Annotated in this window: 24 protein-coding genes and 1 pseudogene; 19 read left to right on the forward strand and 6 right to left on the reverse strand. The window is 42.2% G+C overall.

Annotation, left to right across the window (positions count from 1 at the left end; translation table 11 throughout):
- The first annotated feature begins 253 nt into the window (after positions 1-253).
- Entirely contained in the window at positions 254-721 is a 468-nt protein-coding gene (locus tag LKE40_12060) for a MarR family transcriptional regulator (protein MCH3918164.1), read from the forward strand.
- Between the two features lie 323 nt (positions 722-1,044).
- Here LKE40_12060 and LKE40_12065 read toward each other — a convergent pair whose 3' ends face one another.
- Complete coding sequence (locus LKE40_12065) at positions 1,045-2,619, reverse strand: ATP-binding protein (GenBank protein MCH3918165.1); 1,575 nt, start codon at positions 2,617-2,619, stop codon at positions 1,045-1,047.
- A gap of 425 nt (positions 2,620-3,044) precedes the next feature.
- Between LKE40_12065 and LKE40_12070 the strand changes: the two genes are divergently transcribed.
- From LKE40_12070 to LKE40_12090, 5 genes are all read left to right on the forward strand, one after another.
- Complete coding sequence (locus LKE40_12070) at positions 3,045-4,271, forward strand: putative DNA binding domain-containing protein (protein ID MCH3918166.1); 1,227 nt, start codon at positions 3,045-3,047, stop codon at positions 4,269-4,271.
- A gap of 404 nt (positions 4,272-4,675) precedes the next feature.
- A complete protein-coding gene (locus LKE40_12075) occupies positions 4,676-5,830 on the forward strand; it encodes an ATP-binding protein (GenBank protein MCH3918167.1) in 1,155 nt (384 codons plus the stop codon).
- 264 nt (positions 5,831-6,094) lie between these two features.
- Entirely contained in the window at positions 6,095-6,892 is a 798-nt protein-coding gene (locus LKE40_12080; GenBank protein ID MCH3918168.1) for a TIGR04255 family protein, read from the forward strand.
- Positions 6,889-7,524 carry a hypothetical protein gene (locus tag LKE40_12085; GenBank protein MCH3918169.1) on the forward strand — a complete coding sequence of 212 codons (636 nt, stop codon included), beginning with the start codon at positions 6,889-6,891 and terminating at the stop codon, positions 7,522-7,524. Before LKE40_12080 ends, LKE40_12085 begins: the two co-directional genes overlap by 4 nt.
- Positions 7,525-7,729: 205 nt before the next feature.
- Positions 7,730-8,206, forward strand: a complete 477-nt coding sequence (locus LKE40_12090) for a hypothetical protein (protein MCH3918170.1) — start codon at positions 7,730-7,732, stop codon at positions 8,204-8,206.
- Between the two features lie 194 nt (positions 8,207-8,400).
- Here the strand turns inward: LKE40_12090 and LKE40_12095 are convergent, their stop codons facing one another.
- The 3 genes from LKE40_12095 to LKE40_12105 all read right to left on the reverse strand — a co-directional run bounded on the left by LKE40_12095 (position 8,401) and on the right by LKE40_12105 (position 14,338).
- The gene (locus tag LKE40_12095; GenBank protein MCH3918171.1) at positions 8,401-9,840 is read right to left on the reverse strand and encodes a hypothetical protein; all 1,440 of its coding nucleotides are present in this window, start codon (positions 9,838-9,840) and stop codon (positions 8,401-8,403) included.
- A 511-nt stretch (positions 9,841-10,351) separates the two neighbouring features.
- Positions 10,352-13,267 carry a DEAD/DEAH box helicase family protein gene (locus tag LKE40_12100; GenBank protein MCH3918172.1) on the reverse strand — a complete coding sequence of 972 codons (2,916 nt, stop codon included), beginning with the start codon at positions 13,265-13,267 and terminating at the stop codon, positions 10,352-10,354.
- Positions 13,268-13,549: 282 nt separating this feature from the next.
- Positions 13,550-14,338, reverse strand: a complete 789-nt coding sequence (locus LKE40_12105; GenBank protein ID MCH3918173.1) for a ZIP family metal transporter — start codon at positions 14,336-14,338, stop codon at positions 13,550-13,552.
- A gap of 741 nt (positions 14,339-15,079) precedes the next feature.
- On the opposite strand from LKE40_12105, the gene LKE40_12110 reads away from it, so the two are divergent.
- The 6 genes from LKE40_12110 (at position 15,080) to LKE40_12135 (ending at position 21,255) form a co-directional block, all read left to right on the forward strand.
- Positions 15,080-16,960: a polysaccharide biosynthesis protein gene (locus tag LKE40_12110; GenBank protein MCH3918174.1), complete on the forward strand. Its 1,881-nt coding sequence runs from the start codon at positions 15,080-15,082 to the stop codon at positions 16,958-16,960.
- A 181-nt stretch (positions 16,961-17,141) separates the two neighbouring features.
- The gene (locus tag LKE40_12115; GenBank protein MCH3918175.1) at positions 17,142-17,903 is read left to right on the forward strand and encodes an SDR family oxidoreductase; all 762 of its coding nucleotides are present in this window, start codon (positions 17,142-17,144) and stop codon (positions 17,901-17,903) included.
- A 6-nt stretch (positions 17,904-17,909) separates the two neighbouring features.
- The gene (locus LKE40_12120) at positions 17,910-18,569 is read left to right on the forward strand and encodes a sugar transferase (protein ID MCH3918176.1); all 660 of its coding nucleotides are present in this window, start codon (positions 17,910-17,912) and stop codon (positions 18,567-18,569) included.
- Complete coding sequence (locus LKE40_12125; GenBank protein ID MCH3918177.1) at positions 18,562-19,518, forward strand: transketolase; 957 nt, start codon at positions 18,562-18,564, stop codon at positions 19,516-19,518. Before LKE40_12120 ends, LKE40_12125 begins: the two co-directional genes overlap by 8 nt.
- Before the next feature lie 3 nt (positions 19,519-19,521).
- Positions 19,522-20,454, forward strand: coding sequence for a transketolase (locus LKE40_12130; GenBank protein ID MCH3918178.1), 933 nt, complete (start codon positions 19,522-19,524; stop codon positions 20,452-20,454).
- A gap of 27 nt (positions 20,455-20,481) precedes the next feature.
- Positions 20,482-21,255 carry a glycosyltransferase gene (locus LKE40_12135; protein ID MCH3918179.1) on the forward strand — a complete coding sequence of 258 codons (774 nt, stop codon included), beginning with the start codon at positions 20,482-20,484 and terminating at the stop codon, positions 21,253-21,255.
- Positions 21,256-21,492: 237 nt separating this feature from the next.
- Here the strand turns inward: LKE40_12135 and LKE40_12140 are convergent.
- Positions 21,493-21,690 (reverse strand): annotated as a pseudogene (locus LKE40_12140) (integrase core domain-containing protein).
- Between the two features lie 110 nt (positions 21,691-21,800).
- On the opposite strand from LKE40_12140, the gene LKE40_12145 reads away from it, so the two are divergent.
- The 6 genes from LKE40_12145 (at position 21,801) to LKE40_12170 (ending at position 25,748) form a co-directional block, all read left to right on the forward strand.
- Positions 21,801-22,421 (forward strand): hypothetical protein, encoded by a 621-nt coding sequence (locus LKE40_12145; GenBank protein MCH3918180.1) that lies wholly within the window; start codon positions 21,801-21,803, stop codon positions 22,419-22,421.
- Between the two features lie 12 nt (positions 22,422-22,433).
- Positions 22,434-22,781: a hypothetical protein gene (locus LKE40_12150; protein MCH3918181.1), complete on the forward strand. Its 348-nt coding sequence runs from the start codon at positions 22,434-22,436 to the stop codon at positions 22,779-22,781.
- Positions 22,782-22,822: 41 nt separating this feature from the next.
- A complete protein-coding gene (locus tag LKE40_12155; protein MCH3918182.1) occupies positions 22,823-23,977 on the forward strand; it encodes a glycosyltransferase family 4 protein in 1,155 nt (384 codons plus the stop codon).
- A gap of 97 nt (positions 23,978-24,074) precedes the next feature.
- Entirely contained in the window at positions 24,075-24,377 is a 303-nt protein-coding gene (locus LKE40_12160) for a transposase (protein MCH3918183.1), read from the forward strand.
- Between the two features lie 182 nt (positions 24,378-24,559).
- Complete coding sequence (locus tag LKE40_12165) at positions 24,560-24,823, forward strand: hypothetical protein (protein ID MCH3918184.1); 264 nt, start codon at positions 24,560-24,562, stop codon at positions 24,821-24,823.
- A 64-nt stretch (positions 24,824-24,887) separates the two neighbouring features.
- Complete coding sequence (locus LKE40_12170) at positions 24,888-25,748, forward strand: hypothetical protein (protein ID MCH3918185.1); 861 nt, start codon at positions 24,888-24,890, stop codon at positions 25,746-25,748.
- A gap of 322 nt (positions 25,749-26,070) precedes the next feature.
- Here LKE40_12170 and LKE40_12175 read toward each other — a convergent pair whose 3' ends face one another.
- Positions 26,071-26,286: a hypothetical protein gene (locus LKE40_12175; protein MCH3918186.1), complete on the reverse strand. Its 216-nt coding sequence runs from the start codon at positions 26,284-26,286 to the stop codon at positions 26,071-26,073.
- A 12-nt stretch (positions 26,287-26,298) separates the two neighbouring features.
- Here LKE40_12175 and LKE40_12180 point away from each other — a divergent pair, with 12 nt between their 5' ends.
- On the forward strand, positions 26,299-26,463 hold the full coding sequence (locus LKE40_12180; protein MCH3918187.1) for a hypothetical protein: 165 nt from the start codon (positions 26,299-26,301) through the stop codon (positions 26,461-26,463).
- Positions 26,464-26,482 lie beyond the last annotated feature (19 nt).

A 26,482-nucleotide genomic window follows, 5' to 3' on the forward strand; every position in this document is an offset into this window, starting at 1 on the left:
TCAGAAATTACATAATATAATAAAGTAGTACTTACTTGTATTGGGTAACACATAAAATACATATAAGTTGCTGTACTTTCGTAAAGTAACGTGATACGTTCTGAGTACAGATATATTTTTTTTCTTACACATTTTCCTGGGGGAAAACAGGAGAAGGTAACAGGCACATGGGCAGGTTCATTCCATATGGAGGCTTATGGACATGTCAGCTATATGTGCTTGATTATGTGGTTAGTAAGATCGGAGGCGCAGTATGAACGAAGATGATGCATTGGCTATCGGACTACAGATGAAAAAGATTGTCGTGGAACACGACAAGTATATTGACAGTGGCTTAGCTAGATTCAACTTATCGCATTCTCAGATCCGGGTTCTCGGGTTTGTGTTGCGTTGTGATGAGGAAGGAAAGACTGTCAATCAGAGGACAATTGAGAATGCACTCAATCTCTCAAACCCGACGGTATCCGGTATCCTGACCCGTCTGGAAGACAAGCACTACATCAACAGGACAGAGTGCACTTCCGATGCCAGGGTCAAGCTTATCACACCGACAGGGACCAGTAAGATGCTGAAGAACAGTCTGTTGGATTTCTTTGACAAGGAAAATGACCGTCTGACGAATGGCTTTACTGAGACTGAGTTGGCTGATCTCAAGCGTTTGCTGGATAAGGTTGCTGCAAACCTTGATATCAAGTCAAAGCGGAAGAGTTTGGTTTTCTAGTTCTCTGGACAATGTTCTAAATGGCAAAAAAAACTCAGTAATAGAAAAACTGAGTTTTTTTAGTAGTGAACCGGTTAAATGTTACATAGCAATAATTAGTGTCAAAGGTTTTCCTATGAATTCTGAGGTTTGAACCCAATTTGCTTTAGCCGTGTTTTGTCTTAGGGTATACGTATTTTTACCTTATTGAGACCATTTTTACAGTTTTGTATGAGTTACAAAATACTATGGGAAGCATATTCCATGGTTTTTGGGTTTCAAAGCACGATCAAAGGCAGGTTTGAGCATACCTATTGAAAGATACATCAAGTGCGGCTGTACTATCAGTCTTCCTTTACCAGCCATTTGTCTATGGTCCGTTTCTTTTTGTCGAAGCCCACGCCGACCTGCACGATCTTTCTTCCGTCGCTGCGGTACGGGGCAGCATAGTCCCGTTCCTCCAGCTGCCTCAGGGCATCCTCCGCACTGCCGTCAGCCTTGAACTCGAACACGTAGATGATGTCCTTCGTCCATACCACGCAGTCACTCCTGCCCAGTGCACTGTGTACTTCCGTCTGGGCAAACTGTCCCATCAGCTCGAAGATGAGGAAGCAACCCATCTGGAACGTCTGCTCGTTGGCTTGCCTTGCCTCTCCGTATACCGGGTAGGGTACGCTCGAGAGTATCGAGCCGAGCCTCTCCATGAAGGCGTCCAGGTTGCCGCCACGGATATCCTTGACGAACTGGCCTATGTAGAAGCTTCCTTCTTCCTCACCCAGCGAGGTTTCCTGGGGCAGGAAGAAGCTGAGGAACCCGTACTTCACTTCCTGGTTTGGAAACTTCAGCGTGTAGATGCCGAATTCCCTGTCATAGCCCTTGATCGTCAGGTAGCCGCCCTGGTAGAGCAGCGGTATGGGCGAGAGCCTTTCGAAGCGGTATTCGCAGAAGGCATTTTCCCCGGCTTCGACACCTTCCTCCATCGTCCGCAGGTCAAAGCCTGACCGTTCGATCAACCCCACGAGGAAGGTGGGGGTACCTGTCTGGAACCAGTAGAAGCTGAATTCTCCTTTTGCGAAGGTGCTCAGCAGGCTGAAGGGGTTGTACATGCCTTCTCCCTCAGGATGAAAGTGGTAACCGTCGTAACGTTTCTTCAGCTCTGCCATGCAACAGTCCCTGTCCATGTGCTGTGCATGGGCCAGGTCTTCTATCTCGGGGACGAACATTGTGGTAAGTTCTTCCTCGGTGATGCCGCAGATGCCGGCATAGGCACGTTCCATGCTGATGTCACGCAGCTGGTTGAGGTCGCTGAAGATGCTCATTGGGCTGGATTTCGTCACGCCGGTGAGGAATACGAACTTCAGGTTGGCATCCTCGCTCTTGAGCACGCCGTAGAATGCCTTCATGGTAGCCCTGTAGGCTTCCTGCAGTCTTCTGTTTTCTATGGTCTCCAGCAGTGGCTTGTCGTACTCGTCCACCAGCACCACCACCTGTTTGCCGCTTTGCCTGTGGGCTTCTCTGATGACTTTGATGAAACGCAGTTCTGGCGCTTCAAAATCTTGGCTGATGCTGTAGAGTTTTTCCCATCGGCTCAGATGCAGACTCAATATCTGTTCAAGGGAATTTTCTGTTTTGTAGTTTTCTGCATTGAAGTCCAGATGCAGTACTGGGTAGGTAATCCAGTCCTTTTCCTGGGTCGCAATGGAAAGGCCGTCGAACAGTTCCCTCTTACCTAGGAAGTATGCCTCAAGCGTGGAGAGCAGCAGGCTCTTGCCGAACCTTCTGGGCCGGGAAAGAAAATATGGGTTGTCATCTTGGATAAGTTTCCATATGTAGGAGGTCTTGTCCACATAGACGTAACCGTTTTTAATTAGATCTTCAAAACTCTGTATGCCGACGGGCATTTTCCTTTTTGATTGCATGGTCTGATGGTAACATGTTTGTTAACAACTGTCAGTATAAATGGCAATGGTGAAAGACTGAAATTACTATTGCATACAAAGTGAAAATTTCTCGACTTGCGATGAGTAATAAACGTGAGACAATGATGACAGAATAGCTTTATGTGTCTGTCAAATTACCTTGTACAACAAGGTGTGTTGCTGAGAAAATTGAGAGACTTTGTAACATAATGATTCAGAATACATAAAAAGTATTTTTGAGAGAAAGAAGTCAAAAGGTACTTATTATTGCAAGATTTCGCAAGAATACTTTTCAGCTGAATGTTTATCCATATAGTCCGGCTTGATAGAGATTTAAAATTTTTTTGCAGGTACCTGCAAAAAAAATAGTAGAAATTGAAAAGGTCATATGTGAAGATAAAAATATACTGTGATAGGAAATATATATGATTGGAAGAAATGATTTGGAACTGATGAGTCTTGGTGGAGAAAACTCCTTGGTTGAGTTTATGGAAGAGGCTGTTTGTAACGAAACCATTGCAAAAGAAATAGTTGCCTTTGCCAATAGCTCTGGAGGGCGGATTCTTATTGGTGTTGCTGATAATGGAGACATCAAAGGAGTTGTAGACAAACAACTACAAGAGAAAATTCTGAATATCTGCAGGGATTTTGTTGTCCCGAGCATTATACCTTTGTATGAAGAAGTGCCTATGGATGATGGCAAGCGGGAAGCAGTAATTACAATTTCTCAGGGAATCAACAAACCTTATTTACGAAAGTTCAATGGACGTGAAGAAATTTACATCCGAATGGGAAACCGCTGTGAAATTGCAACTCGTGAGCAGATGGCAAGATTGTTTGCAGTTGGTGGGATGTTACATATGGAAGTTTCTCCTGTTTCAGGAACTTCGATAGATAATTTGGATAAGACACGTCTTTCTTATTATCTAAATACTGTACTGGGTGAAGATATTTCGATTTATTCAGAACTAGATTGGATAAAACGCCTTTCAGGGTTAGGATTTTTGACGAAAAACAGTGTTGGCGATTATGTCTGTACCATTGTAGGTCTTGTATGTTTCTGCAAGACACCACATCGTTTTCTTCCCGCTGCGGGTATCCGGTTCATATCCTATGATTCATTTCAACAGAAATACCATGCTCAGATTGATACGTTGCTTGACAATGCCTTGGTTGGAGATTTCGTAAGCAGTGATACAGGCTCTTATCTATCATCAAGGGGTTTGATTGAAGATTTCCTTCTTGTTGTAAAACCTTTTATTTCAAAGGAATCAGACTCATTGGATGAAAACATGCGGAAAACTACTACCTATTACTATCCAAAGGAAGCCATTCGAGAATCTTTGATCAATGCACTGGTACACCGTGACTGGACGGCAAGTCTTGAAGTCTTGGTAGAAAATTACAATGACAGAATAGAGATTACTAGTCCTGGAAGGATGCAAAATTCCATGACTGTAGAAAAGATGATTGCTGGACAAAGGTCCCCTCGCAACAATTTGATTGTTGACATTATGCGTGATTACAACTATGTAGATGCACGTGGCATGGGTGTCAGGGCAAAGGTCATACCGTCTATGAAGAAATTCAATAATACTGAACCTATCTATGAGGTTTCTGAGGATAATTTCAAGGTTATCTTAAAAAGGTAAAGTAATAGGAATATATCTGTATTCCTGTCAGTGTGTCATCTGTAGCCAATCATACTATCTTGTTGAATCTATGATTGTCAGGATATTGTCCTGCCGGTGATCATGGTATTGAAGTCGGATGACCTGATACCAAGTGTGTAAGCATAAGCTGATGAAGGGGCATAGGCCAGAGATGTGATCTGGAGGCTTCGTAACAAGCCTATTGCTTGTCCTTTGCTTGATATTTCATAGTAACAATATTTGCATCCAAGGTTAAAAATCCTAAAAAGTACTGACTTTTATGGATTTTAATCCTAAAAAGTCAATACTAATATGGATATTTTGTAATAGAGATGATATAATCCTTATGAAATGATCGTAAACAACTATAAAGAATATTTCTTTGAGCATAGAAGGATTGGACCATGATACAGCGAATTTTGGAAGGCAAAATAACAGACCGTATTGCTTCATTCGTACCAGGAAGAGAAGGTAATCACAGAAAAGCCATTATTATTGTCGGAGCACGTCAGACAGGAAAGACATCTTTACTACACATGAAATATCCTGAGAACGATGCACGTGTCTTGTGGCTTAACGGTGATGAATTGGATGTGCAGCGTCTTTTTGAAGATATCACTGCTGATCGCTTACGTAGATACCTAGGCAAAAAAGATATATTGATCATTGATGAAGCTCAGCGTATTCGTGATGTAGGTCTACGTCTGAAACTCATTACGGACAATATGAAAGACATTCAGTTGATTGCCACGGGATCATCTTCTTTTGATTTGGCAAATAAAGTCAATGAACCTCTTACCGGAAGGAAACAGACCTACCAGTTGTTTCCGCTTTCGTTCGAAGAGTTGGTCAATGACCATGGTTTGCTTGAGGAAAAACGGATGATTCCAGAAAGACTGGTATTCGGATCGTATCCGGAAGTCGTAACTTCTCCTGGTCAGGAGAAGACTATACTTCGTGAACTTACAGACAGTTATCTGTACAAGGACATACTTTCTCTTGATGGTATCCAAAAACCGGAAAAACTGACCAAGCTGTTGCAAGCACTTGCACTGCAAGTCGGGGCACAAGTGTCTTTTAATGAACTTGCACAGCTTTGTTCGATGGATCCCAAGACTGTTGAAAGATATATTACAGTTTTGGAACAAGCCTATATTATTTTCCGTCTTTCGTCTTTCAGCCGTAATGCTCGCAATGAATTGAAAAACAGCAGGAAGGTCTATTTCTACGACAATGGAGTTCGTAATGCTATAATTGCAAATTTTTCTTCTGTTGAGTTACGTACTGACATAGGTGCCTTGTGGGAGAACTATCTGGTTTCCGAGCGGATGAAATATCTTGGTTATACGGACAGATGGGTGCATAGCTGGTTTTGGAGGACCAAGACACGGCAAGGAATAGATCTTGTAGAAGAGGAAGAGGGGACGTTACGTTCCTACGAGTTCAAATGGTCAACACACAAAAGGGCCAGGCAACCGACTTCGTTTTCGAATGCGTATCCTGATGTTGCTTTTGCCGTCATAACACCTGACAATGTTGAGGATTTCCTATTACCATAGCATTGATTATGATAACTACGGAGGCTTAGGTTGCTTGTTAAGGTAGTATCTGTAGATATGTTTTGGGCTAATCAGAAGTAATATGCCAATAAGTTATCTTATTTCTGCTATTTATTTTCAACACTATGAGTAATTTAGATAAAATTCATGCAAGAAGTTTGGGTTTGTGCAATGTTTCCTGTAGTTTAATGAAGAAACCAAAAAGCGCTGTTTATTTGATTGCATTTTGTAAAGAAAAGTGTAAAATTAACAAGAGGAGTACCTATGAAAAGCGACCAATTGAAATCAGCGCCATTAAAAACCTGTCTCATACAAGCTATTTTTTCTCCACTGTTGAACATAAAGAGTTTTATTCCAGAAATTCAGGAATCATTGAGGAGGAACGGTTTTCCTCAATTAAAAACTGGGAAAAACAAAACAGTAACTTTTAACAAATCAATTGATGATCCTGTTATCGAAGAGGATGACAACTGGTTTTTCATTTCTTTAGATAATAAAGATATGGTGATAATTAACAAGACACAATTTTCATTTCAAACTAATGCTTATACGACCTTTGAGGCGTTCATTACAAAATACCAGACTCTTCTAAGTATTTTTTTCCCGATAGTTGATGCATCCTCACTGGTTATGCAAAGATTAGGTTTACGCTATATCAACGTACTGAAAGGAGAGGGATGGAAAGACTATTTGAAATCTCCCTATCATGGAGTTTCCATTTCCGATTCATATCGATATCTTGATAAACCTTGGATGATCGGTTCTACGGCCCAGGGAGTCACAAGAATAGATGATTTCGGAAACACAGGATTGATTACTATACGAGTATATCAGAATAACAAGGGCAAAACGGTTCCATTGGATGTTTCTTATCCTGTCCCTCAGCAGTCTTGTGGAAAAGGACTGGTTACCTTTCTTGATATTGATCATATTGTTCAATTCAACAATTCAATGTCCGTCAAACCGGAAGAACTGGGGGCATATGGAAAGAAGCTGAATGATGTGTCAAGCAAGATTTTTTTTGATGCATTGACTGAAAAAGCATTGGAGGAATGGAAATGAATGCAAGTGCGACATTAAGTATACCATCTTTTTCCTCACAGACTTTTAGGAAAGACTTGTCTATATTTTTCTCAAAAGTTTCTTCTCTTTTCAATGATGCAGATACTGGCATGCAATTTGAAGATAGTATGGAATACCAAGAAATGATGTTTACGTTGCATACTGATCATGAAGATGAAATTCTTGATATTCCATTGGATTCCGAGGTACCTGCTATACGCTCTTGTGCTCAGATTCTGCAGGATGCAAGGAAGTACTTGGAATTTTCTGTTACGACATTATCTGCAATTTTGAAAGTAACACGTCCGACAGTCTATAGTTACTTGGAAGGGGGGTATCCTGCAAATACTGCTGTCGAGGATAAAATAAAGAAAATACAGGAAGTGCTTACTATTTTTACTAATCATTTGGGGACAAGATCTACTTATTTTGCACTTACAAGGAAATTTGATTCCCAAGGGAAGACCCTGATTGATTATCTTTCTGAAAACAGGGAAATCACGGAGTTTGCAAATAGACTTTGTGATATGGAATTGCAGAAGTCAAAGATTACTGTTTCGCACAAGCAAAGACAAATGAGCAATGCCTTCTACAGTGTGCCGGTATATTTGGATGAAGATAAGGGCGAATAATGGAACAGGGTGACTTCTTGGAAAAAGATGATGTGCTGTACCTTGTTATTTCACATTCATGTGATGTAGCAAGGCGAAAGGAACTTGAACCCTTTATGAAGTGATACCTTGTGAGCAAATATCAGAACTGAACGGTAACATGTGCTTTGGTAGAAACCCAAGGGAATTGCATATCAGCGTGATACAAGATAGTGAACCGCAATGCATGAATTTTTCGTTGAAAGCTGTTGAAAAAAAACAGATAGCAAAGGAAGAAATCAAGGCTTCATATACTACACGTGATGACTTGACAATGAAAGAACCTATTCGGATATTACAAGATTGGTTGTCTGCGAGATATCGGAGGCAGGCAATTCCTGATGACATTAATTCCTTACTCAAAGATACGTTGAAGTTACAGAGATATATCAAATCGCTCAAACAGGAATTGATTGGCATCTGGTTTGATATTGATGGACCAGAAGGGGAGAAACGTACCCTTACTTTGTATTTCATTGGAAATTCAGCCATCTTTAAGGCCGAAGCAAGGATTGAAGAAAAAATAAAAAAAATTGAAGAGAAAAACAGCAGTTCAAATACAACTGATATAGAAGTACTTTGCCGTTATCGTTCAGACCTTGATATTTCCTTTAATGAAATCAACGCTCTTTCGTGGTTAAACTTTGATTATCTGTGCACATAGAATTGTTGTCATGCATAGGCAGGATTTGATAAATAAAGAATGATGATTGGTGTTTATATTCATGTAAGGATAAAGGTCTGATCTATGATATTTGTCAGTTGTTATGCCATGTGCATCTTGGTTCTTGATGTTTTTATGAGGGCCAGTATCGGTTGGCGATGCTGGCCCCTGAAGAGAAAATAGTTGGTTAGGAGCTATAGTCTATGAAAATTGTAGTGCCTAAGTTCCGGATTGACTTTGATCACTTCCAAAGGAATGTCCTGCGATTCCTTGAACCCGATGAAATCGAAGGCTACGACACCTGCACGTGTCAGTTCGGTATGTTGCCGCAGGTAGTCAAGGACTTTTGGGTTGATGGCCAGGGACCATTGTCGGGGAGTTTTCTTAAAAAGATTCCAAGGTTTATTGACTCCGAAGCGTCCCAATAGCCCTTCTTTGTATGTATTCCGTGCCTGTACTGCTGATACGAACTGATCAAACCTGTCGCTTCCGGTGGCTCCATAAGGTTCTTGGAATGTCTGCGCCATAGTAAGTCCTTTCTCAGCTTTATAGGTTATTTTAGAACCATCACTCCTGTAGCGGATACGCCATGGGTCATTCCCATAACCACCGCTGAGGTTGCCCTTGTCAATAGGATCAGAAACGATGAATATCTTTCCTCTTATCTCTCCAAGAGTAGGGAGAAGGTTCCTATTGCCTCGATCCATGTTTTCCTCACCCCTGTCGATATAGATGTAATCGCGGTATTCCTTCAACATACTGTCGATTTCCTTTCTGTACTTGGAAGTTTGGGATTTGTCCAGGTCCTGTTCGACGGAGAGGATCATGATGATGAATTCGGTAGGATGTTGCTTCAGCTTGAGTACCAGACGGTTGAAGGCGTCTTTGAACAAGATGTTGCTGTAGGCCCCAATATATGAAGCTCCTACCTTCGTGCTGTGGGCCAGTGCCGTGGCATCCAGTGAATTTGACCAGTATACCCGAAGATCGAAGCTACGGACTCCGGCGTCAAACTGATTTTCCAGGTTCAGGTACTGTGTCTGTGCAGTACTGTCAGCGTCGTTGAAGGTAGTTTCCATGTTTGTGAGCCACATAGCCGAATCGTGTGTGCCTGGGATGCTGATATCAGCGATGGGCCTGTTGTCGCTGATCTGTCCCATCCAATCCCTCAGGTCGGTAGGCGGAAGCTTCTGATAATACTTGTAGCAAAGGTAGATGTACTCACCACCGGCGCCGCGGTTCAGATCCACCGACAGCCTGTCGTATCCTGCAGGGGCAAAGGCGTTCTGTCCGGTTACGAGTGTGATATCGGTTATACCATCGGTATCATATTCCCATTTCGTATCTTTTTTGTAAAAGAGATAGATATAATCTCCACCGGCTCCGGTATTCAAGTCTACGTTGATTTTTGTATAACCGAATTCTGTTGCAAAATCCTTGGTAAAGATGGTGGAAGCGGTTGCAATCTTCAGGTCGACGATCCTTCTTGGTCCAGGTCCTTTTTTATAGCAGATGTAGATATACCTTCCACCTGCCCCTTTGTTCACGTCAAGGGGGAGCTTGACATATCCCTGCGGTACGGGGACGTTTGCATGCCTTCCTTCGATTATCTTGATGTCGGTGATGTAGTCCATGATGTTTTCTCCCGTTTTCGGTGCTGGTTGCCCTGAAACCTTCGCCGTTACCCATGACTGATATAGGTTGGATGTTGCATCGGTGGCGGTACGTCATGGTTTCCATGGTGTGCAGGACTGATGTAGGGCAACGTTCTACCCTATGACTGACGGAATAGCACGTGTATCAGCGTACATATGATACACGTAGGTACAATGGTGATTAATTACATAGCTAATTATATATTAGCATAAGGGCTATGTCAATTAAAAACCTAGGTATGAATCAGGCAGAAAGGAAGGAGAGAATCCAGCATTTTGTGTACTTGGGACTGCGTTTCTTGATAACTTGCTCGTCCCGTTCCATGATGACAGCATTGAGTCTCTTGGCCTGCATCCAGGGACTATTGGCGTGTATGGATTTGATCCAAAAGACGTGCGTATGCTTTGTGTTACAAATCTTAGGAACCATCGGTAACAAGACATAGCATCATCTGCATCCAGAAGGAAGGAGGGCAGTCAAAAGAAACTGTCAGTCGGACGAAGTATCTTTGGCGGTATTCCAAAGGCTTTCCATCTCTGAGGCAATGGCATTGTTTTCAAATCTCATGCAGCAATCGTCTTCAGTCCAAGGACCTAGGATATTCGTGCTGCCATACCAGACGATGTGAGTATCTATGACGGCACACCGTTGGGAAAGACCCACGATTTGTCGTACTACTATTCCTGTTGAGCTAAGTCTGTCAACGAGAGCTTTCTTATGAGCGGGTATCTGGAGTTTGTCCGGATAACCGTAGGTAAGGACGAATATCCTGATGCCTTTTTCCATCAAAGGCATAGCTGATGTTATGAAACGTGTTACAGCTGTAGTGTCTAACTTTGGACTTGAAATGATAAGCTGGTTCTTTACCGTTTCCAGGTCTTCTTCAAAGTTTTTGACATACTGGTTACCCATGAACCACCTGGTATCAGAAGTACTTTCTGAAGTAGTACTGTCATGTGAAGATGAAATGGAATATCCCATTTGGACGTAACCCTTCAGACGCCTTTGATACATCCTCTCCAGTAGTGGAACATGGAAGTCTACGTAATCATAGATGCTGACTTCCTTTTTATGTTCAGAAGTACGATGCAGACGTCCGCAGTACTGGAACAGTACCCCCTTCCATGAAATCGGCATCGTAAGGAACAAGGTATCGAGCCGAGGACCATCAAAGCCTTCTCCGATGTATCTTCCTGTAGCAAGGACGATAAGCGAATGGCTAGGTGGAACTGATTCAAGACGTTCCAAAGCCATACGCTTTTCTTTTGCCGATCCTTTTCCTGTGATGCTGATGACAGCATCAGCATCATCCTTAAGCTGTTCAGCAAGCCATGAGATATGGGCAACCCGTTCTGACAGGACCAGCGGGGTCCTTCCCTGGGAAACCGCAAGCCTGACATCCTTCAGGATCAAATCATTGCGGTAGGTATGTACCGCCAGCTTTTGATAATATTCAGTAATGCTTGGCTGATGGTCAGGATGCTCTTCCAAGACATTGAACGACGTAAACCGAGGTACAAGATACCGGGTCAGGCCTTGCATATCTGCAAGTTTCTTTGCGTCAAACTGGTACCGTAGCGGGCCACATTCCATGAACAGGATGGGTTGGTGTCCATCCCTACGAATAGGAGTTGCCGTAAGACCGTAGATATAGCGGGCAGGAAGGGCCTTGATCAGGAGCTCAAAGCTGAAGGCTGATACATGGTGGCATTCATCTACCAGTACCATGCCATACTTTCTGACTAGATTTTTCGCTATTACTACATCTTCAGCATCCTTTTCGAGCAAAGACTGCCTGATAGCGATATCGATGAGTCCTTTGGAAGTGTCTTTGCCACCTCCAATCATTCCTGGTTTCAGGTTAAGAAAACGTTGTATTGCTTTTTCCCATTGCAGAAGCAAGGCCATGGTAGGTACGATGATAAGCGTGTTGACTTTTCGTTTTGCAATGAGAGCTGTAGCTGTTACTGTTTTCCCAAAGCCTGTACCAGCAGATAGTATCCCGTTTTCGAATGGAAGAAGGGCTTCTAAGGCCTCTTTCTGTTCTGGATGTAGATTTCCTGTGAAGTGGACATTGACCGTATGTCCAACTTGACGCTTGTCATCAATGTGATAAGGAACTTCTTTCTCTGTAAGATAGTCGGTAACCTTTCCCATGCATCCCCTGGGAAGCAGGAGCTCATCATCTGTTTCTTCAGAGCAATCAATGAAACGTGGTTTGTTCCGTACCGACATTCTCATCCTTTCTGCTCGATAGAATTCCGGGTTGGAGAACACTGCCGTACGTCTCAGCATGCTCAAGGCCCTTTCACTGATGCCGGACTTCGGAATATGGATTACGTTTGAAAATATCAAAGTGACTGATGAAGGAAAATCGGAAACAGGACAAGTATATTGTCCTGAGGCCTTTGGAGTAGAAGTTTGGAGCTTCTTTGGCATGGGATCGGTTTTTTCGATGCAGGTCTGTGTTGCTTGTTCGATTTTTTCAGCTGTTGATCTCTGTAAAGATGAAAGGAAGACCCATTGGTCTGGATAAGGAGTGAACGATGCATCTACGAATACGGAATGCCCTTGCTTGACTGCCTGTCCTTGCAGAGGTAGGGCAATCAGATTGCCATACCCGCCTTTGGGAACAGTGTTTTGGTTCGGGAACATGCGGTCAAAGGAAGCAAAGGAGATGGAATGATGCTGGCTCATGGCATAGCGAAGCAATGCCGAGCCAAAGCTCCTTGCTTTTTCAGCAGGAATTGGTTTATCAAAGAAGAACCAGATGTGGACACCGTTTCCGGAACGTGAGATTTCAAAACCTGCAGGAATATGCAGATCTTTACAGATGTTTCTTAGTATGGTACACGTATCTTTCCAGTCTTTTTCATCAAAGTCCAGTGCAAGGAACCAACAGGAAGCATCAGGAAGAAGTGGATAGAGACCGACGACATCACGGCAGAGAGGATCATCTCCTCGTAGATGATGATAGATGGAAAGATTATCCAATGGTACAGGCTCATGGTGAAGACATTTTGAGCATGGAACATGCTTCATATCGCATAGGCCAAAGGCCCATTTGTTCTTGCAGACAGGTGAGTAACCGCTTTTTCCAGACTTGTCATTTTTCCATTTGAGGGCAAATACGTCATTCCTACCACGGAATAGGGACTTATATAAGGCTATCTTACTTGCTGTGGAACTGGAATGGCACACGGCCTTTTCAGATACTTTTCCTTTCTCATGAAACTGTATATTATTGAGTGACACTTTGGATATTTGAGGCTGTATGATGGCTCTAAGCTTACTATGATATTGCTCATTGCTGAAGAGTTCATTTTCAATGAATTCGATGAGCCTTTTGTCTTGAATTGGCTTGAGTAACCTATGCAATTTCTGTTTTTCATCTTCAGAGAGCATTGGATCTTACTATTTCTTCCTTTCTGTATGTAGTGTGACATTGAACTGCAAGTATGACAAGCCTTAGAGAAAAAACGGTAATCATAATTGGCAAGTAATGAGAATGTATGGAAAAGAACACATGAGCAGTGAGGAATCGATTACTACATGTCTAGGGACAAGAGAAGTCGGAAATGCCTGTTTGTTGCATCGTTTCCTATGATTCTTATGCATTGCACAATGTTTTAAGGTCATTTCTTGCCTATACGTCAATGGACTGACGGGGCAACACAATTACCTGTTTTAACCTAAGGCTACGTCCAAGACCATCATCAGCGTAAAGCCTATGGCAAGTCCTATGGTGCCTACATCGCTGTTATCATCAGTCTGTGCTTCAGGTATAAGTTCTTCTGAAACGACGTAGATCATGGCTCCTGCTGCAAAGGCAAGCAGGTAGGGTAGCAGACCTGAGATGAGGTTTGTCAAGGCAATGGTAATCAGTCCTGCAATGGGCTCGACAATGCCTGAGAGCGTGCCATAAAGGAATGCCTTACCCCGAGAGGCGCCTTCGCCTCTCAGTGGCATGGAGATGATGGCACCTTCTGGGAAGTTCTGAATGGCAATACCGAGGGAAAGTACCATGGCAGCACTTGCGGTGACCAATGGGTTCTGGAGCATCAATCCTGCATAGACGACGCCTACGGCCATTCCTTCAGGGATATTATGCAAGGTGACGGCCAGTACCAGCATCGTAGTATGTTTCAGTTTGGTATGTGGGCCTTCAGGGCTTTCTTTGTCTGGATGTAGGTGTGGGATGATGTGGTCAAGCAGAAGCAGGAACCCTGTTCCAAGGAGAAAGCCGATGGCTGCTGGTAACCATGTCATGGAATAGCCTTGGTTTTCTGCCATGGAGAGGGCTGGTTCAAGCAATGACCAGATGGAGGCTGCGATCATAACGCCGGAGGCAAAGCCCAGCAGGGCTTTTGTAAGGCGGGTGGGAATGGTATCTTTTACCAGCAGTACCATGGCTGCTCCTAAGGTAGTTCCCAAGAACGGTATGAAAAGTCCAGCAAGTACGGTTTGGTTTAACATTCTGTTTTCTCCTGTTGATGGGAATATGATAGTATACCTTTGGAATACAGGCAAGAAGTATTATTCTGTTACCTTTTTGTTGGTTTCTTGTTATACTGCTAATGAGGTGCATATCGGACACCGATAAGTATGCAAAAAGATGCGTCTGTATGTCAAATATGTTGGCTGTTTCAACTTTACTTTTTGTCTGTTGGCTGGTATACTCCCACTTAGACAAAAAACTAGAGCTGTAATGTGTTATTATACATATGAAAGTGATAGTATGGAATGTGTAAAGTATTTGGGGAAAAACAGACTATACCTATTGTTTTGCCATGAAGGTCTGTTTATGCATGGGGGAGGAAGTATACGTTGATAGTATCATCAAGGGATATATTTTTCTTTTTTCTGCTTTACTCCATTTCCAGTACAGGTGATTTCATGATGCATCAGACAGTGTCTGTTTGCGGTAAGTGGCCTTCGATGGCCTGACAGGACCCCGGACAGACAGTACGTTGATTCGTCGCGGCTGGGTATGGATGGGAGACAGGTAGATAGCTGTAATTCAAGCAGGTGCTTGAAATGGTCTGTTATCCTGTACTCTTTTTCAATGCTGGGAAATATGACATATTTAATGTTTTGTCCATTATAGCCTTACGTATATAATGATATTTTTATATCTATTTTAGCTGATAGTATATCCTCGTCTGCAAAGGCGAGGATATATTATGTCAGTGATTCTTAATATGGAGTGCACCGTACATGAAGCAATCACAGTCAAACAAGGATTGTGCTGACAAAGTAGTACATAGACACCAGTCCCGAAGAGGGCGTATTGTCATTTTGATGCTGTTGGATATTGCGGTGTTCCTGTTTGTCTGGATAGCATCACAGTTTCTGGTATATGGGAATTTGGGTAAGATTACTGCAGGTTGTTGCTTGGTTATTGTACTGCAGATGCTTGCACAAGTGATATTCGGCCTGTATCGGGTACGGCTTATTGACAGTTCACTGGAACTTGCTGTACGGGCTCTTGGGCTTATGCTAGCTTCTTGTATTGGCTTTATCATTGCATTTTGGGGTCAACTGTTTGAACTGGCGAATTTCCGTTTGTTCGCTTGTTATACCATACTTTCTTATAGCGGTACGCTTGGTTACAGGGTGTTATATCGCTACTTGGTGTATCGTGTTCGCCAGAGAAACTGTGAAGGTTCTGGATTTGGTGATGAAGAAGGTGACCATCGAAGGCGTGTTGCGCTTGTCTATGGTGCTGGTGAAATTGGTAAGATGCTTGCTTCCCAAGCTACAAAGGGCAAGCTTAATTATAATATTGTCGGATTCATTGACGATGATGAGGTCAAAAGCCGTACATTGATTCTCAATCGTCCTGTACTTGGTACAGTTGACCAGATTGAAGACATCTTGGTCAGACGTAAGATAGATACCCTGATCATAGCTATTACTGAGCTTTCTGCAGAGCATCTGCAGCAGGCTGTAGCTGCTGCAAATGCGACAGGGGCTGAGGTCAAGATTGTACCAAGTCTCTTCGAGCTGGAAAACAACCAGAAACAAAAAAGTGTTGATCTCAGGACGATCAACTACCAGGATCTGTTGGGCAGGAAGCTGATTGAGATTGATAGGAAGCCGATCAGGGAGATGATCGAAGGCAAGGTGGTTCTGGTAACCGGTGCCTGTGGTTCCATTGGTTCCGAGATCTGCCGTCAGGTGAAGAGCTATGGTCCCAAGCAACTGCTATTGCTTGATATTGATGAGTCTGGACTTCATGACAGTGTATTGAGACTTTTGGATTACAAGCATGAATGGTCTGATGAAGTGTTTCCGATCCTGTGTGATATCAAGAACGGGGCGAAGGTACAGGCTATCATGGCCAAGTACCATCCTGATATTGTATTCCATGCTGCAGCTTACAAGCATGTACCGATGGTACAGCTCTACCCTGAGGAGGGTATCAGAACAAACATCGGAGGTTCCTACAATGTGCTGAAGGCTGCCAAGGACAACAGGGTCAAGAAGGTCGTAGTGATCAGTACGGACAAGGCTGTCAATCCTACGAATGTCATGGGAGCTACCAAAAGGGTGGTTGAGCTTGAGGCTGCCATGCTGAGTTCTCCTGAGACAGAGATGGTCTGTGTAAGATTTGGCAATGTCATTGGAAGCCGAGGTAGCATGTTGCCTCTTTTCCTTGAGGAGATTCGTGCTGGAGTGCCCATTACCGTAACAGATAAGAAGATTATCAGATACTTCATGGCCATTCCTGAAGCTGTAAGTCTTGTGTTCCTTGCTGGCTCTTTAGGTAAAGGTGGAGAGGTCATGGTCTTGGATATGGGGCAGCCTGTCAACATCTATGAATTTGCCAAGCGTCTGATTGCGATGTATGGTAATCCACAGGAAGACAAGATAGTCATTACAGGCCTCAGGCCTGGAGAAAAGATGTATGAGGAACTTCTGGCAAATAAAGACAATACTATTCCAACCCAGAACAAACTTATATTCAAAGCAAAAGTAAGTGGTAGCCTGAGCAAAGAAACCTTTATGGACAGACTCCATAAAATAGAAACCACAGATTCAGAAACTCTTAAGACTTGGGTGAAAGAAACAGTGCCGGAGTTTAGGGAAGGATAAGGTTGATCCAAGTTAGGGTTAGAATAATTCTGATTAGTTTTTAATTTTAATATATATATGTATATATTAGTGACAAAATATTTTTCTGTTTTTTTGATAGCAAGTTATGCCATTAAAAGGATTTTATATATAGTGTTAGAAGATTTGTATGAATAAAAATTAAATAATTTAGAGGAAAAAATTGAATTTAGGAATTGTTAATAAGTCAGTACTAATTGTTGGAGCAAGTAAAGGGATTGGTAGGGAAATTGCACTTGCTTTTGCAAAAGAAGGATGTAAAAAGCTTGTGGTATTGGCTCGGACAGAAAACTTATTAAAGACATTAGTAACTGAATGTTCTGAATTTCATCAGGATGCTTCTTTTTTTGCTGTTGACTTAATGAAAGAAGATTCTATCAAGATTGCTTCTAAACTAATTGATGACTACGGCGTTTTTGATATCATAATCCAAAATATTGGATCATCATTAACACCAACTCGAAATCCATTATCTCCTTTTTCTGATTGGAATTTTGCACTTAGATTAAATGCTGGAATTGCCATAGATTTAAATAGTGTTTTTATTCCACTGATGGTTAATAAAAACTGGGGTAGAATAATCCATGTTTCATCAATTTCTGCAAAAATGTTGAGAGGAAATCCCTTGTATGCATCAGCTAAATCCTTTCTAAATTCATATGTAATAACAACAGGAAGGTTTTTAGCATCTTCTGGAGTTGTGCTTTCTGCCGTCGAACCGGGGGCTATTTCTTTTCCTGATAGTTATTGGGATAAGGCAATGAAACAAAATGACCCAAAATGTAATGATTTCCTTCGTCATCATCAAGCTATAAATCGTTTTGGTACATGTAGTGAAATTGCTGATGTTGTTTTATTTATGTCATCTGCACAAAGTTCATTTATGCCTGGCGCTATAGTTCCTGTTGATGGCGCAAATATGTAGTGCCCTATGGTAAAAAGATTATTTGATATTATTTTGAGTGGAATAGGCCTTATTATACTTTCTCCTTTCTTGTTAGTTATTGCCTGCATTATAACTATAACTTCCCCTGGTGGTGTTTTTTTTCGAGGAGTTAGAGTTGGAAAGAATGGCAGATTGTTTCGAATTTTTAAATTTCGTTCTATGATACCTGATTGTGAAGGAAAAGGAAGATGGAATGTTGGGGATAAGGATCCTCGAATAACAAAAATTGGTCATTTTCTTCGAAAATCAAAATTAGATGAACTTCCTCAACTTATAAATGTTTTTATCGGTGATATGAGTTTAGTCGGGCCAAGGCCAGAATTGCAATACTATGTTGATATGTACACTGAAAAAGAAAAACGAATTTTATGTAGACGTCCTGGTATTACTGATTGGGCTTCTCTTGTAAATATTTCACAATATAAGGCATTTACTGAAGTTAATGATCCAGATAAATATTACTTAAATTATATTCGTCCAATAAAACTTAAGCTTCAACTTTATTATGTGGATCATCATTCCTTGTATGAAGATTTGGAAATTCTTATTTTAACTGTATGGAATATTATTTCACATTCACATAAATGTCCAAAACGGATTATCAATTTAGTTGATTCTGTGGCACAAGGAAAGAATAATGAATAGTAAAGACTTAGCATGGCTTATTAGGCGTCATGGCATTGAAATGACGCATCTTTCTAGAGGATCTCATATCGGTGCAATACTTTCAGTAGCTGATATTATTGCAGTATTATATGCCGATGTCGCACATGTTGATGCCAAAAATCCAAAATGGCCAGAACGTGACCGTATTATCTTGGGGAAAGGGCATGCCGGTGCGGCGATTTATGCTGCCTTAGCTGAATGTGGTTTTTTCCCTGTTGAAGAACTAAAAACTCATTATGCAAATGGTAGTCGCCTTTCTGGACATGTCTCTAGTGCTGTTCCTGGGGTAGAATTATCGACAGGGTCTCTTGGACATGGACTATCTGTTGGTGTGGGTATGGCTATGGCAGCAAAAATGGATCATAAGAAGCATAAAGTGTATGTTATCTGTGGTGATGGAGAATGTGATGAAGGTGCGATTTGGGAAGCTGCACTTGTAGCCAATCAATATAAACTCAGTGGCTTGATCGGAATCATTGACCATAATCGAATGCAGAGTCTTGATTTTTGTGAAAATACTTTATCTTTGGAATCTTTGGAAGCAAAATGGAGTTCGTTTGGTTGGAATGTTTTATCAATAGATGGTCATGACCATGACCAGTTGCATATGGCATTTTCTGAAATAGAGCGCTTTGATACTGGAAAGCCTTCAATGATTATTGCAAATACGGTGAAAGGTAAAGGTATTTCCTTTATGGAAAATGATATTCTTTGGCATTATAGGTTTCCTCATGAGGGATGGGAATATGACCAGGCAGTAAATGAATTACATTTAATAAAACCTGAAGGAGTAATTGATCCTTATACCCCCAATGGAATTGCTAATCCTCAACAACCAGATGAAACTGCTGAGTTTGGTAACAATCATGTTACAAGTAACGGTTGGCATCCGACTTGGGTAAATAATGTGGAGGAATTGGAGAAATAGTCTATGCGTGACACTTTTGTTAAAACTTTAATTGAGATTGCAAAGAAAGATAAAAATGTTATATTAATTACTGGTGATTTAGGTTTTGGTGTTTTAAAACCCTTTTGGGAACAACTACCAGATCAATTTATAAATGCTGGTATTGCTGAGCAGAACATGACTAGCATGGCGGCTGGTTTGGCACTTGAAGGAAAAATTGTTTTCACTTATTCAATTGGGAATTTTCCAACACTTCGTTGTCTTGAACAAATAAGAAATGATTGTGCATACCATAATGCAAATGTGAAAATCATTTGTGTTGGTGGTGGTTTTGCATATGGGTCGCTTGGAATGAGTCATCATGCTACGGAAGATATTGCTATTATGAGAGCATTGCCGAATGTTTCTGTGTTTTGTCCTGGTGATTTAGTTGAAGCGAGAGAAGCAACAAAAGCAATTTATAAACATTCTGGCACTTGCTATTTGCGACTAGGACGAGGAGGTGAAAGGCAGATACATCCAGATAATTTAAAAACTAAGGATAATAAGGCAATTTTAATAAGAGAATCAATGTTTGGAAAGGGAAAAATTGCAGTTTTTTCAACAGGAGCAATTCTTGCTGAGGCAACAGATGCTTGTGATGAACTTGAAAAACAAGGTATATCGCTTATGCAGTATAGTTTTCCTACAGTAAAGCCGATTGACAAAGACGTTATCAATAAATGTGCACAAAGTTGTAAATATATTGTTACAATTGAGGATCATAATATTGTTGGGGGTTTTGGATCTGCTGTTCTAGAAGTTCTTGCACCGATTAAAGATAAGATAAGATTAATGAGAATTGGCCTAGATGATGAATATTGTTACCAGGTAGGGACTCAAAAGTACTTACAAGAACAATATGGTATAAGTAAATACAATATTATTACTAAAATTAAAAGTGTTATTTTAGATTAAAAATCTTTTAAATAAATTGAGTTTTTTATGAATAAAAAAAATTATGTTGATGGATTAGTATCTGTCATAATTCCAGTTTATAAAAGTGAAAAATTTCTTAAACAAACTATTCAATCTGTACAATTGCAGTCTTATCAATATTTTGAAATTATTTTAATTGATGATTGTTCTCCAGATCAATCATTTGAAATTATATCTGAAATGAGACAATGTGATGATAGAATTTGTTTTATTAGAAATTCCAAAAATCTTGGTGCTGCAATTTCACGTAATAAAGCTTTAAATGAGGCAAGAGGTAGGTACATTGCTTTTTTAGATAGCGATGATTTATGGGTTTCTAATAAGCTTCAATTTCAACTAGATTTGTTAAAGAAAACAGATAGTTTTTTTATTTATGGAGCGATTGAGATAATTGATGAAAAAGGAAAAATGATAAAAAATTGTCGACATGTTCCAAAACATATTAACTATAATGAGTTACTTAGAAATACAGCAATTGCAACATCAACTGTTTTAATTGATAGAGACAGAATTGGTGATTTCCGAATGCCTTTAATTCGATCAGGCGAAGATTATGCAACATGGTTAATGCTTTTACACGGAAATAAAGTAGCTTATGGTGTACAAGAAACTGTTGTAAAATATAGAAAAACTAGGGGTTCTCTTTCTTCTAAAAAGGCTAGCAATTGGAAAAAAGTTTATAATATTCAAGTTAATAATGAACATATTAATCCTTTTTTTGCATTGATTAACTGTCTATTTTACATATGGCATGCAATTCTAAAATATTATTTTAAATAACTAATTTAAAATAAAATTGGTATGTGCTCACCCATAGGAGTTGATATAATGTTATTTTCTAATCCTATTAGTGTTGATATCCAGAAAGAGGGGGGACATAGAAAAAAACAAGCACCATCCTAGAACCGGAAACTAAGATGGACTAGATTGTCAAGACACTTTTCTCTTGGGGAATAAGCTTTTGCCTCCTTATGCAATCTGTATCTTCACTGGCCTGTCAGGCCAGTAATAGGCCTTCGGGCTCTTGTAGCCCAATGATTGGTGCGGCCTCTCATCATTGTAGTAGGCGATATACTTCCGCAGAGCCTTTCTCAAGTCCAGGGGACTTGCATAGGCATTGAAGTAAATCTCCTCATACTTTAGCATCCTGAAGAAACGTTCCACGAAGATGTTGTCCAGCGTCCTGCGCCTGCCGCCCATGCTGATCCTAATGCCGTTGCCTTCCAGCCGTGTTACTGAAAAAACTCCTTACTATGAACCGATAAAAACATCATACTGCGCACAAGCTTCCCGGAAACATCCCCGACTCCAGGACGCTGAGGCTATTGCTGGAGGAACTCAAGAGTGCGGGATTCAGTGACTACGGCCTCATCCTGGACAGGGCGTATCTCAGCAAGGAAAACCTGGATCTCCTCGTGCCGGAGGGGATCAGGGCCATATTCATGGCGAAAACCGGTGACGCCAAGGTCATGAAATGCATCGGAGAGGCCCTTTCCGAAAGCGGGAGCATCACGGCCAGGGGGGTGTTCCTCAGGGACCACGACTGCTATGCCAAGGATTACGAGTACCCCTATTGCTACAGGGAAACCGAAGGGAAGGGCCATGGGACATCGGTTCCGCAGAGGCTCTGCCTCTTCTTCGATCCCGAGGCCAGAGGCGCAGAGGACAAGGCGCTCACCGTGGAGCTGCTTGACGAGGAGGAGAGCCTCCTCGGTCACCTGAAGGGCGGCGGGGCGCCGGATGAAAGGCTCCTGAAGAAATTCCGCAGGCACTTTGCCGTCGAGACCGATGGTGACGGGACGGTCATCTCCTGCTCGAGGGACGAGGAGAAGATTGCGGGATGCAGGAAACGCTGCGGGTTCTTCGCAATCGTCTGCACGAACATGGATGCACGGGAGTATCCGCTTGACTGGATCCTCTCCAAATACCGGATGCGGGATTCCTAGGAAAAGGCCTTCATGTATCTGAAGGGCTGGCAGGGAGGAAGGAGGCTCCGGACCTGGACGGAGCCCAGTACCGACGGAAGGGTCTTCTTCCAGTTCGTCGCACTCATCCTCAACTGTTACCTCCATGCCCGCTATTTCTCCACGGGCGATGGTTTCAGGAAGCGATTCGCGACTCCGTGGGACGTACTTGACGAGATGCGGTCGGTCAGGTTTGTCCAGCTCAGGGGCAGGTCCCCGAAGGTCTCGGAGTTCGTCGGGAAGCAGGTGGACATCTTCGACGAGTTCGGGCTGGAGATTCCCAAGGGTTCAAGGCCTGGTTCCAGGAAGAAGCCGAAAAACGGTGGCAAAAAGAAGGCTTAGGGGATTTGTACTAAACCTGCATTGCAAAACTCTGATTTGTAGTGATAGCTAGATTTATTGTATTTGTTTTACCTCCTTGGGCTGGTAAAATGCTTAATAAATTTTTGGATTGGTTTATTTATATTATTATTAGTAAAGAAATGAAAAAAAATAGTTTAAAAAGAAAAATTTTATATATAGGGCCATTTGCGAAAAAGAGTATTATTGCAATTGGTGGTACCGTAAAAACAAATGAAATTTATAATGCGCTTCTATTTAATGTCACAACTCGAAGAAGACTTCGATATTTGGATGTTTTTCAATGGCGGCGACATAAAATTTTAATTTTTTTCAGGCTTTTATTGGGAGTTCTTTTTTATAAAAATTTTATTTTAGTAATTAGTTATAGCGCTCTAAAAAAATTATTTAACTTACCGATGCTATTTTCTAAAAATATTTTATTTATTCCCATTGGAAATATTTGCTGTAATGATTTAACTAATAAAGAAATTCAAAAAATAAATAATTGCATAAATGTTTTATTTGTTCAAACTGAGTCTTTAAAAGCCGATTTAATATGTAACAATATTAAATCAAAAATAATAGTAATGCACAATTTTAAAATTTACTCAAATTTTGTTTTTCACCATGAATATTTTCCTCTGAATGCAAATCTTTTTCGATTTTGTTTTTTGTCACGAGTAACTGAAACAAAAGGAATTTTTGATGCAATAGAGATAGTTGAAAAGTACAATTATAAGAATGACTTAAATAAAATTGAACTAGATATTTTTGGAATAATTGATCCAATTTACTCTAATGAATTTAATATTTTGCTTGAAACGAAGGATTTTATTAGGTATTGTGGAATAATTCCTTACAAAGATGTTCCTAAAGTAATTACAAAATATTTTATGCTTCTTTTTCCAACAAAATTCGATGGTGAAGGTTTTCCTGGTGCTATTTTAGATTCATTAGCAGCTGGACTTCCTGTTCTGTCATCAAATTTTAAATACTATCAAGATATATTAATTGATAATTATACTGGTTTATCCTTTAAGATTAATGACTTTGATGAATTTTATTCTAAAATTTGCTATGCAGTAGAAAATTATCATCTAATAAATACTTATCGTGAGAATTGTTTACAGCAATATCGCAAATATTCTTTTGAAAAAGAGATTGTAAAGTTACAAGATGAAATAATGCTAATTTAACCTGTAATTTTTGAAATGAGTAAAAGAAGCAAGGTTATTTATAATGTATTGGAAAAATGAGACAGATTCCCTGTGAGAAATAAGCTATACTGGAACCATGGAAAAACGAAACAGGTACACTTCGGAATTCAGGGCCAAGGTCGTGATGGAAGTGTTCAGGGAAGCCGAGACCGTCAACCAGATTGCGGCCCGCTACCAGCTCAACCCGCAGATGGTGAGCCTGTGGAAGCGAGAGTTCGTCAGTCATGCCCCTGACCTCTTCGGCCGCCGCAAGGACGGTGAAGCGAAGCTGAGGAAAGAGCTGCAGGAGAAGGAAGACCGGTACCAGAAGATCATCGGCCAACTCAACTACGAGCTGAACCCTCTGGGGGAAAAATCTGACTTCGGGAAGCAACACTGAGAAACGGCTGGCCCTGTATGATCCGGATGAAAAGAGAATTGTGCGCGGTATGATTTTTTATCGGTTGCCCTGATCCCCGGAACTTGGAGTAAAATAGAGTTTATGGAGGTAACAGATGAAATCCACAGAATTCAGGCTCAGGTGCATCAGACGGGTATTGGACAAGCATGAGGACCCCTGCCATGGTAGCCTTTTCGGAAGGCTGCTGTACACGGTCCATCAAGCTTTGGCTGAGGCAATATGAGGAGCATGGAGCCGGAGGACTGAAGCCTAAACTTAGGGAAGGCGCCCATGACAGGCAGTTCAAGACCGATGCCGTACGCCAGGCATGGGATGGTAAGCATACCATCAACGGTACGGCCCGCCAGCTTGGCATCAGCAAGCCCATGCTGTATACATCTCAAATTCCCGGTGCGTTTATATCTATGAATCGAACAACTCTATAAAATAGTTACAAATATCCGTGTTTATGAGGTAACAAAGCCAATATAACTAGATATAATTGTATCTATGAAAGATACAGGTCACAAGAAACCGAAGGTCATCCGTGTCACCAACAAGAAGAACGGCGTCACCTACCTCTATGAGGATTATGCCTTCTGGAACAAGGAGAAAAAGCGCGGGGAGCACAAGAGGAGATGCATCGGACACATCGGGGACGACGGCACGGTGCACTACAACGAGTATTACCGTGCCAGACGACGGGAAGCCGTATCTCCGTCCGTTTCCAAGACGACCCTGATGGGCCAGGACCTCATCCTCAATAAGATGATCGGGAATGTCGGCATCAAGGCCGTACTGGACAAGGCCCTGGGGGCCGATGACGCTGCGAAGGTCCTCCAGCTCGCCATGTACAGCATCTGCGAGGGCAAGGCCCTCAGCCGTGCTTGCGATTGGCTCGACGACAGGGGATACGACGGTGCCTCGCTTGGTTCCCAGAGGATCAGCGACCTGCTGGCCTCCCTTTCGGACGACCGTCGCAATGCCTTCTTCAGGCTCTGGCTTGCCAGGCAAACCGGGAAGAAGGCGCTGCTGTTCGACATAACCAGCACATCCAGCTATGCGAAGCACAACCCCTATGTGGAACGGGGCTACAACCGGGACCATGGGAAGCTGCCCCAGATAAACCTCGGGCTGTTGACCACCCATTCGTCGAACATCCCCCTATGGTATGCGGATCTGCCGGGGAGCATGGCCGACTCCGTTGTCCTGGATCATGTGCTGGACAGTCTGGGAAAACTGGGGGTCTCCGACATCAACCTGGTCGGCGACCGTGGCTTCTACAGCGAGCCAACCTCATGCATATCGTGGCCAAGGGACAGAAGTTCACCGTTCCGGTCCCTTCCGGCATCAGATGGCAGAAAGAACTGATCGACAAAGCGAGGTTCTCCATCCGCCGGCCGGGGAACATCATCCGCAATCCCGATGACGACAAGTCCTACATCTACGGACTCACCGACTACCGGATGGGGCCCTACGGGCGAACCTGGAGGGATGTCTATTTCGATCCGGCCAAGAGGGAGTGTGCGCGGTATGATGTTTTTATCGGTAAGGAATTTTTTCTCTCTGAAAAATCTTCTTGACATTCACAGAGGGAGCGAGACATCGCGTCGCTGATACTCACGCTGCGCACCTGCGAGGAAGAACTGTCCGACGGGAAGCCGGACGAGCGGCACCGGCGGCTCTACGATACCTATTTCACGGTACGGGAGACACCCAAGCGGGGCAGGAAGGTCATCCTTGACGAAGGGATGCATACATCAACTGCTACAGCGGCTTCTGGGTCATCCTCACCAATGCGGAGAAGGATGCATCCAAGGCTTTCTGCCACTACAGCCGCAGATGCGACATAGAGCTCCACTTCGACGACATGAAGAACCTGCTGGACTGCAACCGCCTCAACGTACATGGGCAGAAGACCATGAAGGGAAGGCTCTTCGTCGACTTCATCGCCCTGATCATCCTGAACGAGTTGCGGAGCCGGGTTTCGGCAATCAAGCCGAAGGAGCGGAATTACTGGGACCTTCTGTATTTTGTCAACAACTTATCCAATTCTCACGTGGAATTCCAAGAATTTCCAATTTGATGATTCTCGGATTTCATCC

This window comes from Spirochaetia bacterium, assembly GCA_022482625.1.
Classification (GTDB): Bacteria; Spirochaetota; Spirochaetia; order Sphaerochaetales; family Sphaerochaetaceae; genus Pleomorphochaeta.

Excerpts from the sequence above, each read along its gene's own strand:
- LKE40_12070 (MCH3918166.1), top strand. The coding sequence starts at position 3,045 with ATGATTGGAAGAAATGATTTGGAACTGATGAGTCTTGGTGGAGAAAAC.
- LKE40_12085 (MCH3918169.1), top strand. The coding sequence starts at position 6,889 with ATGAATGCAAGTGCGACATTAAGTATACCATCTTTTTCCTCACAGACT.
- LKE40_12100 (MCH3918172.1), bottom strand. The coding sequence starts at position 13,267 with ATGCTCTCTGAAGATGAAAAACAGAAATTGCATAGGTTACTCAAGCCA.
- LKE40_12095 (MCH3918171.1), bottom strand. The coding sequence starts at position 9,840 with ATGGACTACATCACCGACATCAAGATAATCGAAGGAAGGCATGCAAAC.
- LKE40_12065 (MCH3918165.1), bottom strand. The coding sequence starts at position 2,619 with ATGCAATCAAAAAGGAAAATGCCCGTCGGCATACAGAGTTTTGAAGAT.
- LKE40_12165 (MCH3918184.1), top strand. The coding sequence starts at position 24,560 with ATGGTAGCCTTTTCGGAAGGCTGCTGTACACGGTCCATCAAGCTTTGG.
- LKE40_12110 (MCH3918174.1), top strand. The coding sequence starts at position 15,080 with ATGAAGCAATCACAGTCAAACAAGGATTGTGCTGACAAAGTAGTACAT.
- LKE40_12175 (MCH3918186.1), bottom strand. The coding sequence starts at position 26,286 with ATGTACGTTGAGGCGGTTGCAGTCCAGCAGGTTCTTCATGTCGTCGAA.
- LKE40_12130 (MCH3918178.1), top strand. The coding sequence starts at position 19,522 with ATGCGTGACACTTTTGTTAAAACTTTAATTGAGATTGCAAAGAAAGAT.
- LKE40_12120 (MCH3918176.1), top strand. The coding sequence starts at position 17,910 with ATGGTAAAAAGATTATTTGATATTATTTTGAGTGGAATAGGCCTTATT.
- LKE40_12135 (MCH3918179.1), top strand. The coding sequence starts at position 20,482 with ATGAATAAAAAAAATTATGTTGATGGATTAGTATCTGTCATAATTCCA.
- LKE40_12075 (MCH3918167.1), top strand. The coding sequence starts at position 4,676 with ATGATACAGCGAATTTTGGAAGGCAAAATAACAGACCGTATTGCTTCA.
- LKE40_12150 (MCH3918181.1), top strand. The coding sequence starts at position 22,434 with ATGTATCTGAAGGGCTGGCAGGGAGGAAGGAGGCTCCGGACCTGGACG.
- LKE40_12170 (MCH3918185.1), top strand. The coding sequence starts at position 24,888 with ATGAAAGATACAGGTCACAAGAAACCGAAGGTCATCCGTGTCACCAAC.
- LKE40_12160 (MCH3918183.1), top strand. The coding sequence starts at position 24,075 with ATGGAAAAACGAAACAGGTACACTTCGGAATTCAGGGCCAAGGTCGTG.
- LKE40_12105 (MCH3918173.1), bottom strand. The coding sequence starts at position 14,338 with ATGTTAAACCAAACCGTACTTGCTGGACTTTTCATACCGTTCTTGGGA.
- LKE40_12180 (MCH3918187.1), top strand. The coding sequence starts at position 26,299 with ATGAAGGGAAGGCTCTTCGTCGACTTCATCGCCCTGATCATCCTGAAC.
- LKE40_12060 (MCH3918164.1), top strand. The coding sequence starts at position 254 with ATGAACGAAGATGATGCATTGGCTATCGGACTACAGATGAAAAAGATT.
- LKE40_12125 (MCH3918177.1), top strand. The coding sequence starts at position 18,562 with ATGAATAGTAAAGACTTAGCATGGCTTATTAGGCGTCATGGCATTGAA.
- LKE40_12080 (MCH3918168.1), top strand. The coding sequence starts at position 6,095 with ATGAAAAGCGACCAATTGAAATCAGCGCCATTAAAAACCTGTCTCATA.
- LKE40_12090 (MCH3918170.1), top strand. The coding sequence starts at position 7,730 with ATGAATTTTTCGTTGAAAGCTGTTGAAAAAAAACAGATAGCAAAGGAA.